The organism is Vibrio sp. FF266 (genome assembly GCF_041439695.1).
GTDB lineage: Bacteria > Pseudomonadota > Gammaproteobacteria > Enterobacterales > Vibrionaceae > Vibrio > Vibrio tasmaniensis_A.
In genome coordinates this window covers 43376-59771 of record NZ_JBGOOO010000011.1, presented here as the reverse complement: position 1 = coordinate 59771, position 16396 = coordinate 43376, and the positions used below count along the sequence as shown (strand labels likewise).

At 45.3% G+C, this 16396-nt stretch carries 13 protein-coding genes; 7 read left to right on the top strand and 6 right to left on the bottom strand.

The window, feature by feature from the left end; translation table 11 throughout:
• Positions 1 to 477: 477 nt before the first annotated feature.
• A complete protein-coding gene (gene typA, locus ACED59_RS10905; RefSeq protein ID WP_009848036.1) occupies positions 478 to 2310 on the top strand; it encodes a translational GTPase TypA in 1833 nt (610 codons plus the stop codon).
• 192 nt (positions 2311 to 2502) lie between these two features.
• Here the strand turns inward: typA and ACED59_RS10900 are convergent, their stop codons facing one another.
• On the bottom strand, positions 2503 to 3033 hold the full coding sequence (locus ACED59_RS10900) for an AAA family ATPase (protein ID WP_017099255.1): 531 nt from the start codon (positions 3031 to 3033) through the stop codon (positions 2503 to 2505).
• A 20-nt stretch (positions 3034 to 3053) separates the two neighbouring features.
• On the bottom strand, positions 3054 to 3695 hold the full coding sequence (locus ACED59_RS10895) for a DUF2959 domain-containing protein (protein WP_017099256.1): 642 nt from the start codon (positions 3693 to 3695) through the stop codon (positions 3054 to 3056).
• Positions 3696 to 3900: 205 nt separating this feature from the next.
• On the opposite strand from ACED59_RS10895, the gene ACED59_RS10890 reads away from it, so the two are divergent.
• From ACED59_RS10890 to ACED59_RS10880, 3 genes are read left to right on the top strand one after another with little or no spacing between them, the layout of a single operon-like run.
• Positions 3901 to 4842, top strand: a complete 942-nt coding sequence (locus ACED59_RS10890) for a virulence factor BrkB family protein (RefSeq protein WP_017099257.1) — start codon at positions 3901 to 3903, stop codon at positions 4840 to 4842.
• Positions 4814 to 5248 carry a D-aminoacyl-tRNA deacylase gene (gene dtd / locus ACED59_RS10885; RefSeq protein WP_004735590.1) on the top strand — a complete coding sequence of 145 codons (435 nt, stop codon included), beginning with the start codon at positions 4814 to 4816 and terminating at the stop codon, positions 5246 to 5248. The genes ACED59_RS10890 and dtd overlap by 29 nt, the downstream gene beginning before the upstream one ends.
• A 16-nt stretch (positions 5249 to 5264) precedes the next feature.
• Entirely contained in the window at positions 5265 to 6200 is a 936-nt protein-coding gene (locus tag ACED59_RS10880) for a bifunctional GNAT family N-acetyltransferase/hotdog fold thioesterase (RefSeq protein WP_009848032.1), read from the top strand.
• A gap of 39 nt (positions 6201 to 6239) precedes the next feature.
• On the opposite strand, the gene ACED59_RS10875 is transcribed toward ACED59_RS10880, so the two are convergent.
• The 4 genes from ACED59_RS10875 to hslR all read right to left on the bottom strand — a co-directional run bounded on the left by ACED59_RS10875 (position 6240) and on the right by hslR (position 11625).
• A complete protein-coding gene (locus ACED59_RS10875; RefSeq protein ID WP_017099258.1) occupies positions 6240 to 8210 on the bottom strand; it encodes an AsmA family protein in 1971 nt (656 codons plus the stop codon).
• 153 nt (positions 8211 to 8363) lie between these two features.
• Positions 8364 to 9989 (bottom strand): phosphoenolpyruvate carboxykinase (ATP), encoded by a 1626-nt coding sequence (gene pckA, locus ACED59_RS10870; RefSeq protein ID WP_017099259.1) that lies wholly within the window; start codon positions 9987 to 9989, stop codon positions 8364 to 8366.
• 337 nt (positions 9990 to 10326) lie between these two features.
• On the bottom strand, positions 10327 to 11220 hold the full coding sequence (hslO, locus tag ACED59_RS10865; protein ID WP_009848029.1) for an Hsp33 family molecular chaperone HslO: 894 nt from the start codon (positions 11218 to 11220) through the stop codon (positions 10327 to 10329).
• 18 nt (positions 11221 to 11238) lie between these two features.
• Positions 11239 to 11625, bottom strand: a complete 387-nt coding sequence (hslR, locus tag ACED59_RS10860) for a ribosome-associated heat shock protein Hsp15 (protein ID WP_012603005.1) — start codon at positions 11623 to 11625, stop codon at positions 11239 to 11241.
• Positions 11626 to 11904: 279 nt separating this feature from the next.
• Here hslR and gspC point away from each other — a divergent pair, with 279 nt between their 5' ends.
• The 3 genes from gspC to gspE are packed head-to-tail and all read left to right on the top strand — an operon-like array spanning position 11905 to position 16396.
• Positions 11905 to 12828 carry a type II secretion system protein GspC gene (gene gspC / locus ACED59_RS10855; protein ID WP_017099260.1) on the top strand — a complete coding sequence of 308 codons (924 nt, stop codon included), beginning with the start codon at positions 11905 to 11907 and terminating at the stop codon, positions 12826 to 12828.
• Positions 12829 to 12869: 41 nt separating this feature from the next.
• Positions 12870 to 14894 (top strand): type II secretion system secretin GspD, encoded by a 2025-nt coding sequence (gene gspD, locus ACED59_RS10850; RefSeq protein ID WP_017099261.1) that lies wholly within the window; start codon positions 12870 to 12872, stop codon positions 14892 to 14894.
• Positions 14894 to 16396, top strand: coding sequence for a type II secretion system ATPase GspE (gspE, locus tag ACED59_RS10845; protein ID WP_009848025.1), 1503 nt, complete (start codon positions 14894 to 14896; stop codon positions 16394 to 16396). Before gspD ends, gspE begins: the two co-directional genes overlap by 1 nt.

Sequence of the window (16396 nt, the reverse complement as noted above, 5' to 3'; positions counted from 1 at the left end):
GATGCTGATTTATCTATAGCCAAAAACGTGCCAAAAAAATTATTCCATTAATTTCAATGATTTACTTGTTTACTTGATTTGCGAACTCTGACTTTTGCACCAAAATGATCTTTGATTGCACGGTATTGGTGCAACTATTTATCTGTGCACCAATATGAGACATAAGCGAACACCATTCAGCAATGAATTGCCTAAGTTGTCAATCCACTTTTGTTATTTTACCTGAGATTTGGTTGCCTACTTCGCGGGTGATACTTTTCGATAACCCTACGAATTAGTCGACTAGACACTGTATGGAACCAAAGTTAAGCGGTTATGAATCGCTAATAAAGAAAAAAGCCTTGGTTCAGATCACATATTTCTGGGTTTTTGTCTAGAATCTGGTATATTATTGACCGTTTTTTAAATCAAGCTAGCGGTTATTATCCAAACTTTTGAGATAAGTGACGGCTACTTTTATGAGTGAATCGAGAATCCATGTCTACTCCACAGATTGATAAGTTAAGAAATATCGCGATCATCGCGCACGTTGACCACGGTAAAACGACTTTGGTTGATAAACTACTACAACAGTCAGGCACTCTTGAGTCTCGTGGTGAAGCTGAAGAGCGTGTCATGGATTCGAATGACATCGAAAAAGAGCGTGGCATTACAATCCTTGCTAAGAACACAGCAATCAACTGGAATGATTACCGCATCAACATCGTAGATACTCCGGGACACGCGGACTTCGGTGGTGAAGTTGAGCGTATCATGTCTATGGTTGATTCTGTTCTGCTTATCGTTGACGCAGTTGATGGCCCAATGCCTCAAACTCGTTTCGTAACGCAAAAAGCATTCGCACACGGTCTTAAGCCAATCGTTGTAATCAACAAGATTGACCGCCCAGGCGCTCGTCCTGATTGGGTTATGGATCAAGTATTTGACCTTTTCGACAACCTAGGTGCTACAGATGAGCAACTAGACTTTACCGTTGTTTACGCTTCAGCTCTAAACGGTTGGGCAACAATGACTGAAGGCGAAACTGGCGAGAACATGGAACCATTGTTCCAAGCTGTTGTTGATACAGTAGAAGCGCCAGCAGTTGACCTTGACGGTCCACTACAAATGCAAATTTCGCAACTTGATTACAGCTCTTATGTAGGTGTTATCGGTGTTGCTCGTGTTACTCGTGGTTCTGTTAAGCCAAACCAACAAGTAACTATCGTGAATGCTGAAGGCAAAAAACGTAACGGTAAAGTAGGTACTGTACTTGGTTACCTAGGCCTTGAGCGTCACGAAGTAGAACAAGCTAACGCTGGCGACATCATTGCAATCACAGGTCTTGGTGAGCTGAAAATTTCAGACACTATCTGTGATGTAAACACTGTTGAAGCAATGGAACCTCTATCTGTTGATGAACCAACAGTAACAATGACTTTCCAAGTAAACACTTCTCCGTTCGCGGGTAAAGAAGGTAAGTTTGTAACTTCACGTAACATCCTTGAGCGTCTTGAAAAAGAATTGGTTCATAACGTTGCACTACGTGTTGAAGAAACTGAAAGTCCAGACCGTTTCCGCGTATCAGGCCGTGGTGAGCTTCACCTTTCTATCCTGATCGAAAACATGCGTCGTGAAGGTTTCGAGCTAGCAGTATCTCGTCCAGAAGTAATCATCAAAGAAGAAGATGGTCAGAAAATGGAACCGTTCGAAACGGTTACTATCGATGTAGTTGAAGAGCACCAAGGTGCGATCATGGAAAGCATCGGTCTACGTAAGGGTGAGCTAACAGATATGGCACCAGATGGTAAAGGCCGTGTTCGCATGGACTTCATGATGCCTTCTCGTGGTCTTATCGGTTTCCAAACTGAATTCCTTACAATGACGTCTGGTTCTGGTCTTATTTACCACTCGTTCGATCACTACGGTCCTTACAAAGGCGGTATCATTGGTCAGCGTAACAACGGTGTTCTAATCTCGAACGCAACAGGTAAAGCTCTTACTTACGCTCTATTCTTCCTTCAAGCTCGTGGTCGTCTATTCACAGAGCACGCTGATGAAGTTTATGAAGGTCAAGTAATCGGTATTCACAACCGTTCAAACGACCTGACAGTAAACTGTCTAAAAGGTAAGCAACTAACGAACGTTCGTGCATCTGGTACTGATGAAGCACAAGTTCTTTCTCCACCGATCAAGCACACTCTAGAGCAAGCTCTTGAGTTTATCGATGAAGATGAACTAGTAGAAGTAACGCCACTAAACGTACGTATCCGTAAGAAACTTCTTACTGAAAACGAACGTAAGCGTGCAGCACGTCCAGCTAAGGCTTAATTGCCAGTTGACTAGCTTCTAGCTATTCAAGCAATACGTTTTAGAATAAATAAGAAAGCCCCGAGTAGCCTAGCTGCTCGGGGCTTTTGTTTTATGTGGTGTTGGAGTAGATACGGGTAAACGAGATGCAAGATACGAAGGGCGTTCAAGTATTCGTCATCCTCAAGAGGGAGGGACGACCGAGTTGGGGATCTAGCTTTTGATACCTAAGTAACGCTCAACGAATTGAAGCCGCTCATCGACTGATATAAATGGCACCTCGACAACCTCATAGCCAAGCTCTTGATAGACTCTGACTAGCGCGTGGTGAATGTCTAACGCTTCCTCAAACGGATAAGGTCTCACATCATCTTGTACGTAAATCGATGCCTCAGGACGACAGAACAAGACTTGTGAGTGGTAGCCTTGGCTCGCTTCTCGGTAGTTCGCATCAATCTCAAGATTAGCCTGAGCTAAGTAACCACAGATATCTGGAATCGCACGGTCAAGAAAAGCAATTTGGTGCTGCTTCGCTTGCTCTTTTTGCTCGCTCATCACGTCTAAACACAAGCGAGCAAAGCCCGGTAGGTCTAACCAAGGTAAGATACCGTTCTCAAGTTGGCTCTGTTGTTCTATCAATTGGCGAGAGGATTCTGCGAAGGTTGGGTAACCTATGTCACCCAAGGCATTAATCAGAGTTGTTTTTCCGGCTCCGGGGCCGCCAGTAATAATGATAGGCTGCATGCTGTTGTTTCTCTGTAGTGCTACTTCTGGTTCAGTTGAGCCAAGAACTTATCCGATTCTGCTATCGCCGCATTCATCTGTTCTATCGCGTAGGCGATGTCTTTTTCTAAGCTCATAAACTCTCCCTGCAATGAACCAACGGCACTCGCATTGAGGTTGTGTTTGAGATAAAGCGTGTTGTCGCGAAGAGTGTTGAGTACCGGATCCATTTTCTTCTCAGCCCGTTTCATCGCTGACAGCATGGTCTGGTAAGATGATTTGGTTTCACGCAGCTTTTTCTCACTTGAACGACGCAGTGAATCGCTGGTGTAAAGGTCCAACTCTCCCTGCCACTCTGCAAATAGCGCATCCGACACATCTTCAATCGCAGCAATTCGGTCACTGACATTTTGTGCGGCTTTCTCACTGTCTTGGTATTTATCATTAATCTTGTTGTACATGTCTTCAAGGTCGCCGCCACTAAAATTAGTCAGGCTACTCAAAGCTTCAAGTGCGCTAGTAAACTCTTCCTGAGCGTCCTGTTGCGACTCTTTAGCGTCTTCCACTCTGTCGACCATAATGTCACGCTTGTGGTAACCCACTTGCTCCATGGCGGAGTAATAAGCTGATTGGCATCCAGTAAGAGTAAAAATAGAGAGGACTATAACTATTAAATAAGGCATCCTAGTTTCCTATAGTTAAATAATATCAATCGTAGTAAATAACTGCTCAACCTAGCTTGTTAAAATGCTCGATAACGGCGTTAGAGTTTTTGATTGTAGAATAACTACTTATCACAAAACTCTGCCTTGTTCTCAAGCCTTTTTCCTACGCTATTTTTGAACATTTACTTACTGTGATTAATATAACGGAATATTAATTAGGACTATGAACGAGTTACCAGGGAGTTACAAGTTGAAGATAAAAAAGGTCGCCACACTCAGTATTCAGTTTTCTCGCTATCTTTTGGCGCGAATGACGCACGATAGAGTTAATGTGAATGCAGGGTACTTGGCGTACATTACTTTGCTCTCGATCGTACCGATGTTGACGGTTTTGCTCTCTATTTTGTCGTCATTTTCAGTTTTTTCTGATGTTGGTTTAGTGATTCAAAACTTCGTTATTACCAACTTTGTTCCCGCTTCCGGGGATGCGGTGCATGGTGCTTTACTGGAGTTTGTTGCCAATACCGGCAAGATGACGGCGGTGGGTAGTGTGTTCTTATTCATTGCCGCTCTGATGCTGATCTCCAATATTGATAAAAACCTAAACTACATCTGGCGAGTAACGGAAAAGCGACGTGCTGTGTTGTCTTTTTCGATGTATTGGATGGTGCTAACTCTTGGGCCTATTTTGATCGGAGCGAGCATTGCTGCAACCTCGTATGTGACATCATTAAACTTGTTACAAAACGAAGTTGTGTCGAGTGCTTTTAATACCGTGATTCGCAAGCTCCCTTTGATTACCTCATTCTTTGCGTTTTTCGGTCTGTATCTGTTGGTTCCCAACAAAAAGATACACTTTTCTCATGCGGCAGCTGGCTCTCTAGTGGCGGCTCTGTTGTTCGAACTCAGCAAGAAAGGCTTTGCAGCTTACATTACTCAGTTTCCGTCTTACCAGTTGATTTATGGCGCATTAGCGGCGATTCCCATTCTTTTTGTTTGGGTCTATTTGTGCTGGTTGATTGTGTTAGTGGGTGCTGAAGTGACGGCCGCGTTGGGCGAGCAGGAACAGTGGAGTGACTCTCAAGAAATGGTACACTCGTCGGATAAAGACAAAATTACAGAGCAAGGAAACAACAGTGATAGCACTGATCCAGAGAGTAAGTGAAGCTGCCGTCCGTGTTGATGGCGAAGTAGTGGGTGAGATTGAGCAAGGCTTATTAGTTCTGTTAGGTGTAGAAAAAGGTGATGATGAAGCCAAAGCCAAACGTTTGATGGAACGAGTGACTACTTATCGTGTCTTTGGAGATGAAGACGATAAAATGAATCTCAACGTGAAGCAGGTGGAAGGCAAAGTACTCGTGGTGTCTCAATTCACACTGCCAGCTGATACCAAGAAAGGCACGCGAGCTGGATTTTCTCGCGGTGCTCACCCAGAAGATGCAGAGCGTCTTTACAACTACTTCTCTGACCAATGTGAATCAGTGTTGCCAACGGAACGTGGCCGATTCGCAGCCGACATGAAAGTGTCTTTGGTTAATGATGGCCCAGTGACATTCTGGCTGCAGGTTTAGGCTTAAAGGAATAAGCATGTTTAAACTCATAACCCCGACCACCGAAAATCAACTCAACAAGTATTACCATTTTCGTTGGCAAATGCTCCGTGAACCTTGGCGAATGCCGGTCGGTTCAGAGCGCGATGAATATGACCCAATGAGTCACCATCGCATGATTGTTGATGGTCGAGGTCGCCCGATGGCGATTGGTCGTCTCTATATCACCCCAGATCTAGAGGGGCAGATTCGCTATATGGCGGTGAAGAACTCTCGCCAAAGCAAAGGCATGGGCTCACTTATCTTGGTTGCGCTAGAGTCACTGGCACGCCAAGAAGGAGCGAAGCGTTTGGTGTGTAATGCACGTGAAGATGCGATCTCATTCTATGAGAAGAATGAGTTTGAGCGTCGTGGTGAGATTAACGACCAACGTGGGCCTGTGCGTCACCAACAGATGGTAAAACCTCTTGATCCAATGGCTGATGTACTGCGCAAACCAGAATGGTGTAATGAGCTTCAACAGCGCTGGGAGCATCAGATCCCGATCAGTGACAAGATGGGCATCAAGATTAACCAATACACGGGTTATCAGTTCGAGTGTAGTGCTCAGTTGAATCCAAACCTTAACCCTCATAACACCATGTTTGCTGGCTCAGCCTTTACCTTGGCGACCTTAACCGGTTGGGGTATGACTTGGTTACTAATGAAGGAGCGTGGGTTGACTGGTGATATCGTACTAGCAGATAGTAATATTCGTTATCGTCATCCAGTTGAGCAAAACCCAGTGGCATCCACGTCATTGGATGGGATCAGTGGCGATTTAGATCGCCTCGCGTCAGGCAGAAAAGCTCGTATCATCATTCACGTGACCATTAACAGTGGCGACGTGGAGGCGGTTGAGTTTACGGGAACCTATATGCTGATCCCTGACTACAAAAAGAGATTATCAACAGACTCCAACGTAAGCGTATAGCTGACAATGGCTAGCAGATAAAGATACAGATAGAAGGCGCTACTCTTGTGGAGTGGCGCTTTTTTGTTGGCAGTCGTTAATCTCGGAATACTCAGCTTGGGTGAGCTTTCCTGATATTTGGTGGCATGGGTCGGATAGTGAAATAGAGAGAGTGTGTTGCTCGGTTTTTAGCAAGTCGAGCTCTCCAGAAATTTCGCCATTTAACGTTTGAATCCTTTGTTCGCTTTGCTCTGCTGCCGATGCACCAATAATGTGCACTGGTTCAAGTGTGAAGCGTCCACGGTCAAAATTCGCATTGAGCTCTGGGATTTCAAATACGTTATCAGTCGATGTTTCAGAAAGCTTATCATTAAAGGTCATCACACCTTGGCGAACGCTACCAGTGAGTTGACCTGTTGTGGAATAGCCGAGCATTAATGAATCGCCGTATAAACCTGCAGCTTGAAGTTCAAACTCGCCATAACCGGTTGCGTCGAGCGGTAATTCCAGTTGTTGCAACATTGGCGAGATAGGCAAGCCATCGACAGAGATATCTATACTCCACGGCTTGCTGATTTGGTTAAAGTCGAGAGTAGCATTCGCTTCAATATACCCATTCTTTAATGGTGCAAATAGGCGTGTCAGCGTCCATTTTCCTTGCTCGCTATTCATCTCAACCACTGGTTGAGCGCTAATAATGTTTTGGTAGCTGGCATCATTCGCGCTGGCCATCAGCTTTCCTTGCCACAGACCTAGCTTTCTATCTTGTAGAAGTTGAACTTGATACCCCTCGATATGTAATCCTGAGACCTGCCAGTAAGGCTTTTGTGCGAGTTGGATAAGTTGGCTGCGTTCTATGTTAATTCGGCTAATTTCGACATTCTGGAGCTGCGTGAGCCAAGGTATCAAGCGAGTGGCGGGTGGAGGGCTATCTTGGCTTTCCGTAATCCACTTTATGCCTTGCAGGTCGAGCTGCGCTAATTGAATGCTGCTAGGGGTTACTTCGCCATTAAGTTGAACAGTGCCTTGTAGGAATTGAGTATAGAAATCTTCAATCAGAATCTGGTTCGTATCTAAATTGAGCTTGATACTTGGCTCTATGAACATGTCATCATCAATGGTCACTCCCTCTGCTTGCAGAGAGAAAATGGCTTTCTGTTGCTTCCACAGCTCAAAAGGCAGTTGGATATTTTCTAGTGAGGCATCAAAAGCTGCGAGGTGGCCGTCTTGCCACTCTACATCGCTACGCAGAATATCTAAGCTATTGATGTGATTGATCTGAATGCCTGCTACATCCCACTCTTTGCATAGTAGGTTTTGGGTTTGTTTCTGATTGAGTCGTAAGCCATCGACGGTCACATTCACCAACGACCAATTTTGCTGATACTGCTCTGCTTGACCAGAAATTTTGGCACCACGCCAGTCAAACGAAGCGCCATACAGGGTGCTATCACTTGGTTTAAGATCTAGGTCAATCAACAGGTTATCGAACGCTTCGCCTTGCCAATACAGCTGTGAGGCAGAAAGTTGGGTTTTTCCATAAGGTAGAAGTGAGTTGTCGTTGTTCCACGTTGGGTCGGAGATCTGAAGGTCGATGCCTCGCGCGTTAAAGTCTGGGGTTGAAAAGTCGAGATTGTTGATGGCCAGCTGGTGGATCTTAATGCTTGGCTGGGTAAATAAAGAGGTGAGCGTTTCTAGGTCGTCGGCTTTTAACTGTAGGCCACTGATCAAAACAGATTCAAAGACCAGTTTGGCCTCCGTAATCGAGCTGGAGCTGAACCAAAGGTCAATCTTGTCGATATACAGCGGTGTTTGTTTTTCAGGTTGGCTTTGGGTAATGCCCATTAAGGTGATGTGATAAGGCGCCTGGTACTCAACATCTTCAATGAGCACACGTTGTTCAATCGCATGTTTGATAAAAAAGTTAGTAATATCCGTACGGTATTGGGTTTGTAGGCTTAATAGCAATGCTGCGATAGTTGCAACGGCGATAGCCAACGCAATGCCGAACACCATGAATACCTTTTTCATTCCCTGAAAGCCTTAAATTTCAATCGTCTCAAAACAGAGTGGAACAAAAAGGGACAAGCAGCAACAAAAAAGCCCCTCAAAAGAGGGGCTTGCTACAAAAATATCACTTTAAATTGGGCGTTCGCTTTTAGCTTGGCCCGAGCAGATGTTGGGTTAGTCCAGTTGAGGGCCAGCCGCAACCAGTGACTTACCTTCAGCGTTGTCTGTGTACTTATCAAAGTTGTTGATGAAACGCTCTGCTAGATCTTTCGCTTTGCTTTCCCATTGTAGTGGGTCAGTGTACGTGTCACGTGGATCAAGAATCGCTGGGTCAACATCGTGCAACGCTAGTGGTACTTCTAGGTTAAACATAGGGATAACCTTAGTCTCAGCTTGGTCGATTGAGCCATCTAGGATAGCGTCGATGATGCCACGAGTATCTTGGATTGAGATACGTTTGCCAGTGCCATTCCAACCAGTGTTCACAAGGTAAGCTTCAGCGCCAGCTGCTTCCATACGCTTCACAAGTACTTCAGCGTACTGAGTTGGGTGAAGAGTTAGGAATGCCGCCCCAAATGCCGCAGAGAACGTTGGTGTTGGTTCAGTAATACCACGCTCTGTACCTGCTAGTTTCGCAGTGAAGCCAGATAGGAAGTGGTACTTCGTTTGCTCTGGAGTCAGTTTAGAAACAGGTGGTAACACACCAAATGCATCAGCAGTCAGGAAGATAACCTTTTGAGCGTGACCGGCTTTTGATACTGGCTTAACGATGTTGTCGATATGGTGAATCGGGTAAGAAACACGAGTGTTCTCGGTTTTTGAGCCGTCATCAAAATCGATAGAACCATCGCCACGAACCGTTACGTTTTCTAGTAGCGCATCGCGACGGATTGCATTGTAGATTTCAGGTTCTGCTTCTTTAGATAGGCGAATGGTCTTGGCGTAACAACCACCTTCGAAATTGAAGATACCATCGTCATCCCAACCGTGCTCATCATCACCGATTAGCTCACGTTTAGGGTCGGTTGAAAGGGTTGTTTTACCTGTGCCTGATAGACCGAAGAAAATCGCCACATCGCCTTCTTCACCGACGTTAGCACTACAGTGCATTGAAGCAATGCCTTGCAGAGGAAGTAGGTAGTTCATCATTGCGAACATGCCTTTCTTCATCTCACCGCCGTACCAAGTACCACCGATGATTTGAACGCGTTCTGTTAGGTTGAAAGCAACGAAGTTTTCAGAGTTGAGACCCTGCTTTTCCCAGTTAGGGTTAGTTGTTTTAGCACCGTTCATTACCACGAAATCAGGTTCGAACGTTGCTAGCTCTTCGTCTGTTGGACGAATGAACATGTTCTTAACGAAGTGCGCTTGCCATGCTACTTCAGTGATAATACGTACACTTAAGCGCGTATCAGGGTTAGCACCACAGTAACCGTCAATGACAAACAGGCGCTTGCCAGATAGCTGAGTTGTCACAAGCTCTTTAAGCTCATCCCATACTTCAGTTGTAATCGGTTTGTTGTCGTTTTTGCCTTGATCTGACCACCACATGGTATCGCGCGTGGTGTCATCTTTAACAATGTACTTATCTTTTGGTGAGCGGCCAGTAAAGATACCAGTGTTAACCGCAACAGAGCCTAGTTCCGTTACTACGCCTTTTTCGTAGCCTTCCAAACCTGGCAGTGTCTCTTCAACGAATAACTGCTCGTAGCTAGGGTTACGAAGAACTTCAGTAACGCCAGTCAGTCCGTGCTTAGTTAGATCAATTTGTGCAGCCTTAGTATGTTCCATAACGGTCATAGGTGCTCCTTGTAGGATATTTTGTAGGGATTTTGTATTAATTTTTTATTGTTATCTGCTCACCATGCTAGCAACGAGGCTCGGGGGAAACAGGGATATAGCTCAAAAAATATCCATATTAACCATGGGGTTTTAAGCGCCTCATCACATATTGGCCTGACTAGTCTATCCTGTACGCAAACCTTTGCGCTAGAGGAGAGAACATTATTAATTGATTAAAATTAAGAGGTGATTTTATTACGAGATGTTACGGAGTTTGCGATATTTTGATCACAAAAAAGGCCAGCGTTGCGCTGACCTTTTTGGGGTAAATTACGTGTTTTTGGTACGCCGTAAATTAATGAACCGTATTGCTGCCTTTATCTGCTGCTTCTGCATACAGAGCGTCAACATCATTCTTGTCGAACGAGTAGTTTGTGCCACAGTAATCGCAGTGTAGAGCAACGCTACCTTCCGTGCTAAGAATGTCGTAGATCTCTTCTTGAGCGACAGTAATGATAGCGGCACCGCTTCGGTCACGTGAACAACCACAGAAGAATTCAACCGGTTGTGGTGTGAACAGTTGTACTTTCTCTTGGTTGTACAAACGGTAAAGCAGTTCGTTTGCTTCTAGAGTGAATAGCTCTTCATTTTTAACTGTGTCAGTTAGCTGCTCTAGGTGCTCGAAGTCGTCTGGCGTACCAGTGCCGTCTGGCATCACTTGTAGCAACATACCAGCAGCGTGTGCTTTACCTTCATGCTCGCCCGTGCGCAACCATAGACGTGTCTTTAGCTGTTCAGAGTTTGCGAAGTAACCTTCAAGGACTTCAGCTAAAGTGTCACCTTCAAGACCAACGATACCTTGGTAACGCTCACCTTTCTTAGGATCGATAGTGATCACTAGGTGACCTTTACCTATTAGATCGTGCAGGCCAGCGTCGTCGGCAATGTCACCATCAAAGCGAGCAACGCCACGGATCTTCTGATCGTTATCGCCATTGATAACAGCTAGAGATACAGGGCCATCACCTTGCAGTTGCATCGTGATAGAGCCTTCAAACTTTAGAGTCGCTGTTAGTAGCGTCGTTGAAACCAGTAGCTCACCCAACAGCTTTTGTACTGGCGCTGGGTATTCCTTGCTAGAAATAATCTGTTGGTATGCTTCGTCCATTTGTACCAATTCACCACGAACTGATAGGTCTTCAAATAGGTAGCGATTTAAAACATTACTTGTAGACATTGGGTTGGCCATTTGGCTATTCCTTCTAGCTTATTGAGTCTTGAACTTGATGATGTCACGACGTTGCTTTTTATCTGGGCGACGTTCTGGTGCTGGGCTATGAGCGTTCAGTTTACGTTGTGTTGCAAACTCTTCTCTCTTTGCCAAGCTCTCGGTGGTTTCTTCATAGAGGGTTTGAGCTATAGGAGCTCCACCACGATGGGCCGAGATTTTCTCGATTGTCACCGTCTTTTCTTCATTACCTTGGCGCAGGGTAATCACTGCTCCAAGTTCGACAATTTTACTTGGCTTGCTGCGCTGACCATTATAGTGGACTTTGCCACCATCGACCATATTGCGAGCAATAGACCGGGTTTTGTAAAAACGAGCTGCCCACAACCATTTATCGAGTCTGACAGCTTCATTAGTAGTTTTCATATAGGGCTGTGCCTTATTAAGTGAGAAATGAATGCGGTTTAACTGTAATGAACAGTGCGCAACATGCTTTTAATTACATTAAGTAGAAGCTTAAAGTGGAGGCGGTTGGCATTTTTTTCAAGTCATAATACAAAATAGCCATGTAATGCCGCTTTATAGATTTGCTATGATATAGTTCAGGATCTTATGCTTAAATAAGCTTGGTATCGAACGAATGAATAAAAAAGCTGAAAGTTTAATGATTTGCAGCATTTGTCGTCATGAAAAGGGGCAAGGAAAGTGAACTTTTTAGAGCTCAAGAATCGCGCAGGAAATTCTCCTGTGTTGAGCCGCTTATTAGAAAATGGATTTGTACTTCAGCAGAAACTAAGCCTAGCGATGTGTTGTATGTTGATTGCAGCTTCCGCATGGATTTTAGGACAGCTTGCATGGTTTATTGAACCTGCTGAGCAAACCGTCGTGCCTTGGAAAGCAACAGCTTCATCGTCTTCTACTCCTCAATCGACCCTTGATATCTCTTCTTTGCAGCGGAGCAACCTTTTTGGTGCCTATAACCCAACCACGCCAGTTGTGGTTGAACAGCAAGTTATCCAAGATGCGCCAAAGACACGATTAAATCTAGTTTTGGTCGGTGCTGTTGCCAGTTCTAATCCAAAACGGAGCTTGGCGGTGATCGCTAATCGCGGTACGCAGGCGACCTACGGAATTAATGAAGAGATAGAAGGCACTAGAGCTAAGCTTAAAGCCGTATTAGTCGACCGTGTCATTATTGATAACTCAGGTCGAGACGAAACCTTGATGCTTGAAGGTATTGAGTACAAGCGTTTAGCTGTCTCAGCCCCTGCGCCACCTCGCGCTTCTTCTTCGGTTCGTGGTAATAACCCTGCTTCAGCAGAGCAAAAGCTAGATGAAATTAAAGCGAAGATAATGAAAGATCCGCAACAAATCTTCCAATATGTTCGACTGTCTCAGGTCAAGCGCGACGATAGCGTTATTGGTTATCGTGTGAGCCCTGGCAAAGATTCAGAACTTTTTAACTCAGTAGGGCTCCAAAACGGAGATATTGCTACTCAGTTAAATGGTCAAGACCTGACTGACCCCGCCGCTATGGGCAACATATTCCGTTCTATCTCAGAGCTGACAGAGCTAAATCTCGTCGTCGAGAGAGATGGTCAACAACATGAAGTGTTTATTGAATTTTAAAACTTTGCGTCTAACGAAGGACGAAAGTGTAGGAGAAGTACGTGAAGCATTGGTTTAAGAAAAGTGCATGGTTATTGGCAGGAAGCTTGATCTGCACACCCGCCGCCATCGCGAGTGATTTTAGTGCCAGCTTTAAAGGCACTGATATTCAAGAGTTTATTAATATTGTTGGTCGTAATCTAGAGAAGACGATCATCGTCGACCCTTCGGTGCGCGGAAAAATCGATGTACGTAGCTACGACGTACTCAATGAAGAGCAATATTACAGCTTCTTCCTAAACGTATTAGAAGTGTACGGCTATGCAGTCGTTGAAATGGACTCGGGTGTTCTTAAGATCATCAAAGCGAAAGATTCAAAAACCTCGGCAATCCCAGTTGTTGGCGACCGTGATTCGATCACAGGCGACAGCGTTGTGACACGTGTTGTTACGGTTCGTAATGTCTCGGTTCGTGAGCTATCTCCTCTGCTTCGTCAACTGAATGACAACGCGGGCGCGGGTAACGTGGTGCACTACGATCCTGCAAATATCATCTTGATTACCGGCCGAGCGGCGGTTGTAAACCGTTTAGCTGAAATCATCAAGCGTGTAGACCAAGCTGGTGATAAAGAGATCGAAGTTGTTGAACTGAAAAATGCTTCCGCCGCGGAGATGGTGCGCATTGTCGATGCATTAAGCAAAACCACAGATGCTAAAAACACCCCTGCTTTCCTACAGCCTAAATTAGTTGCTGATGAGCGTACCAATGCAATTCTTATCTCAGGCGACCCTAAAGTACGCAGTCGTTTAAGAAAGTTGATTGAACAGCTTGATGTGGAAATGGCGACTAAGGGTAACAACCAAGTTATCTACCTTAAATACGCAAAAGCGGAAGACTTAGTTGATGTGCTGAAAGGCGTGTCTGACAACCTGCAATCAGAGAAACAAACGTCAACCAAAGGCAGTTCATCGCAGCGCAACCAAGTGATGATTTCGGCTCACAGCGATACTAACTCGTTGGTGATTACCGCACAGCCAGACATCATGAACGCGCTGCAAGAAGTGATCGCTCAACTCGATATCCGTCGTGCTCAAGTTTTGATTGAAGCCTTAATTGTTGAAATGGCAGAAGGTGACGGCGTTAACCTAGGTGTGCAGTGGGGCAACCTAGAAACGGGTGCCATGATTCAGTACAGCAATACCGGTGCATCGATTGGCGGTGTGATGGTAGGTCTAGAAGAAGCAAAAGACTCGACAACAACTAAAGCTATTTACAATAAGGATAATAAGTTCCTACGTAATGAAACCACGACAAAAAAGGGTGACTATTCAACCTTGGCTTCTGCACTGTCTGGTGTTAATGGTGCAGCTATGAGCGTGGTCATGGGTGACTGGACTGCCTTGATCAGTGCGGTAGCAACCGATTCAAACTCAAACATTCTGTCTTCTCCAAGTATTACGGTGATGGATAACGGCGAAGCGTCGTTTATCGTTGGTGAAGAGGTTCCTGTTTTAACCGGTTCGACAGCGGGTTCAAGTAACGACAACCCATTCCAAACGGTTGAACGTAAAGAAGTGGGCATCAAGCTTAAAGTGGTGCCACAAATCAATGAAGGTGACTCGGTTCAACTGCAAATAGAACAAGAAGTATCGAACGTATTAGGGGCAAACGGGGCCGTAGATGTTCGTTTTGCTAAGCGTCAGCTAAATACGTCAGTGATTGTTCAAGATGGTCAAATGCTGGTGTTGGGGGGCTTGATTGACGAGCGTGCACTGGAGAGTGAGTCTAAGGTCCCATTCTTGGGTGATATTCCTGTTCTTGGACACCTGTTCAAATCAACCAGTACTCAGGTTGAGAAAAAGAACCTAATGGTATTTATCAAGCCAACCATTATTCGGGATGGCATGACTGCAGATGGTATCACACAACGCAAATACAACTTTATCCGTGCTGAGCAACTGTACAAGGCAGAGCAAGGCTTGAAACTGATGGATAACGATAATATTCCAGTACTTCCTAAGTTTGGCGATAGCATGAATCATCCTGCTGAAATCCAAGCCTTCATCGATCAAATGGAAGCAGAATAATGGCTGAATTGGTAGGGGCGGCACGTACTTATCAGCGCTTGCCGTTTAGCTTTGCGAATCGCTACAAGATGGTGTTGGAATATCAGCACCCGGAGCGCGCGCCAGTACTTTATTATGTTGAACCTCTGAAATCGGCGGCGATCATTGAAGTGAGCCGTGTTGTGAAAAATGGCTTCACGCCACAAGCGATCAGCGCAGACGAATTTGATAAAAAACTGACGGACGCGTATCAGCGTGACTCGTCGGAAGCTCGACAGTTAATGGAAGATATTGGTGCCGACAATGACGACTTTTTCTCGTTAGCGGAAGAGTTGCCACAAGACGAAGACTTGCTTGAATCAGAAGACGACGCACCGATCATCAAGTTAATTAATGCGATGTTGGGTGAGGCGATTAAAGAAGGCGCTTCGGATATTCATATCGAAACCTTCGAAAAGTCACTGTCGATCCGTTTCCGTATTGATGGTGTGCTGCGCGATGTATTAGCACCAAGCCGTAAGTTGGCTCCGCTGTTGGTTTCGCGTGTCAAGGTTATGGCTAAGCTGGATATTGCGGAAAAACGCGTGCCACAAGACGGTCGTATTTCTCTACGTATCGGTGGCCGAGCGGTTGATGTGCGTGTATCTACCATGCCTTCTTCACACGGTGAACGTGTGGTAATGCGTCTGTTGGATAAAAACGCCACTCGCCTAGATCTACACAGTTTGGGTATGACGGCAGAGAACCACGAGAACTTCCGTAAACTTATTCAGCGCCCACACGGTATTATCTTGGTTACCGGTCCTACGGGTTCGGGTAAATCAACGACCTTGTACGCTGGCCTGCAAGAACTCAACAGTAACGAACGCAACATCCTTACCGTTGAAGACCCAATCGAATTTGATATTGATGGTATTGGTCAAACACAGGTAAACCCTAAGGTTGATATGACCTTTGCGCGCGGCTTACGTGCGATTCTTCGTCAAGATCCCGATGTGGTAATGATTGGTGAGATCCGTGATTTAGAGACTGCTGAGATCGCTGTTCAAGCCTCTTTGACGGGTCACTTGGTCATGTCGACTCTTCACACCAATACGGCAATCGGTGCGATCACGCGTCTGCGTGATATGGGCATTGAACCTTTCTTGATCTCTTCTTCTCTGCTGGGTGTTTTGGCTCAGCGCTTGGTTCGTACTCTGTGTAACGACTGTAAAGAACCTTACGAAGCCGATAAAGAACAGAAAAAGCTGTTTGGTATGAAGAAGAAAGAGAGCCTCACACTTTACCATGCAAAAGGTTGTGAAGAGTGTGGCCATAAAGGTTATCGAGGTCGTACCGGTATTCATGAGCTACTGATGATTGACGATTCGGTACAAGAGCTGATTCACAGTGAAGCTGGAGAACAGGCAATTGAGAAAGCGATTCGTGGCACAACCCCAAGTATTCGAGATGATGGCTTGAGCAAAGTTCTGAAAGGGGTAACGTCCTTAGAAGAAGTGATGCGAGTGACTAAGGAAGTCTAG

Excerpts from the sequence above, each read along its gene's own strand:
- typA (WP_009848036.1), top strand. The coding sequence starts at position 478 with ATGTCTACTCCACAGATTGATAAGTTAAGAAATATCGCGATCATCGCG.
- ACED59_RS10900 (WP_017099255.1), bottom strand. The coding sequence starts at position 3,033 with ATGCAGCCTATCATTATTACTGGCGGCCCCGGAGCCGGAAAAACAACT.
- ACED59_RS10895 (WP_017099256.1), bottom strand. The coding sequence starts at position 3,695 with ATGCCTTATTTAATAGTTATAGTCCTCTCTATTTTTACTCTTACTGGA.
- ACED59_RS10890 (WP_017099257.1), top strand. The coding sequence starts at position 3,901 with ATGAACGAGTTACCAGGGAGTTACAAGTTGAAGATAAAAAAGGTCGCC.
- ACED59_RS10880 (WP_009848032.1), top strand. The coding sequence starts at position 5,265 with ATGTTTAAACTCATAACCCCGACCACCGAAAATCAACTCAACAAGTAT.
- ACED59_RS10875 (WP_017099258.1), bottom strand. The coding sequence starts at position 8,210 with ATGAAAAAGGTATTCATGGTGTTCGGCATTGCGTTGGCTATCGCCGTT.
- pckA (WP_017099259.1), bottom strand. The coding sequence starts at position 9,989 with ATGACCGTTATGGAACATACTAAGGCTGCACAAATTGATCTAACTAAG.
- hslO (WP_009848029.1), bottom strand. The coding sequence starts at position 11,220 with ATGGCCAACCCAATGTCTACAAGTAATGTTTTAAATCGCTACCTATTT.
- hslR (WP_012603005.1), bottom strand. The coding sequence starts at position 11,625 with ATGAAAACTACTAATGAAGCTGTCAGACTCGATAAATGGTTGTGGGCA.
- gspE (WP_009848025.1), top strand. The coding sequence starts at position 14,894 with ATGGCTGAATTGGTAGGGGCGGCACGTACTTATCAGCGCTTGCCGTTT.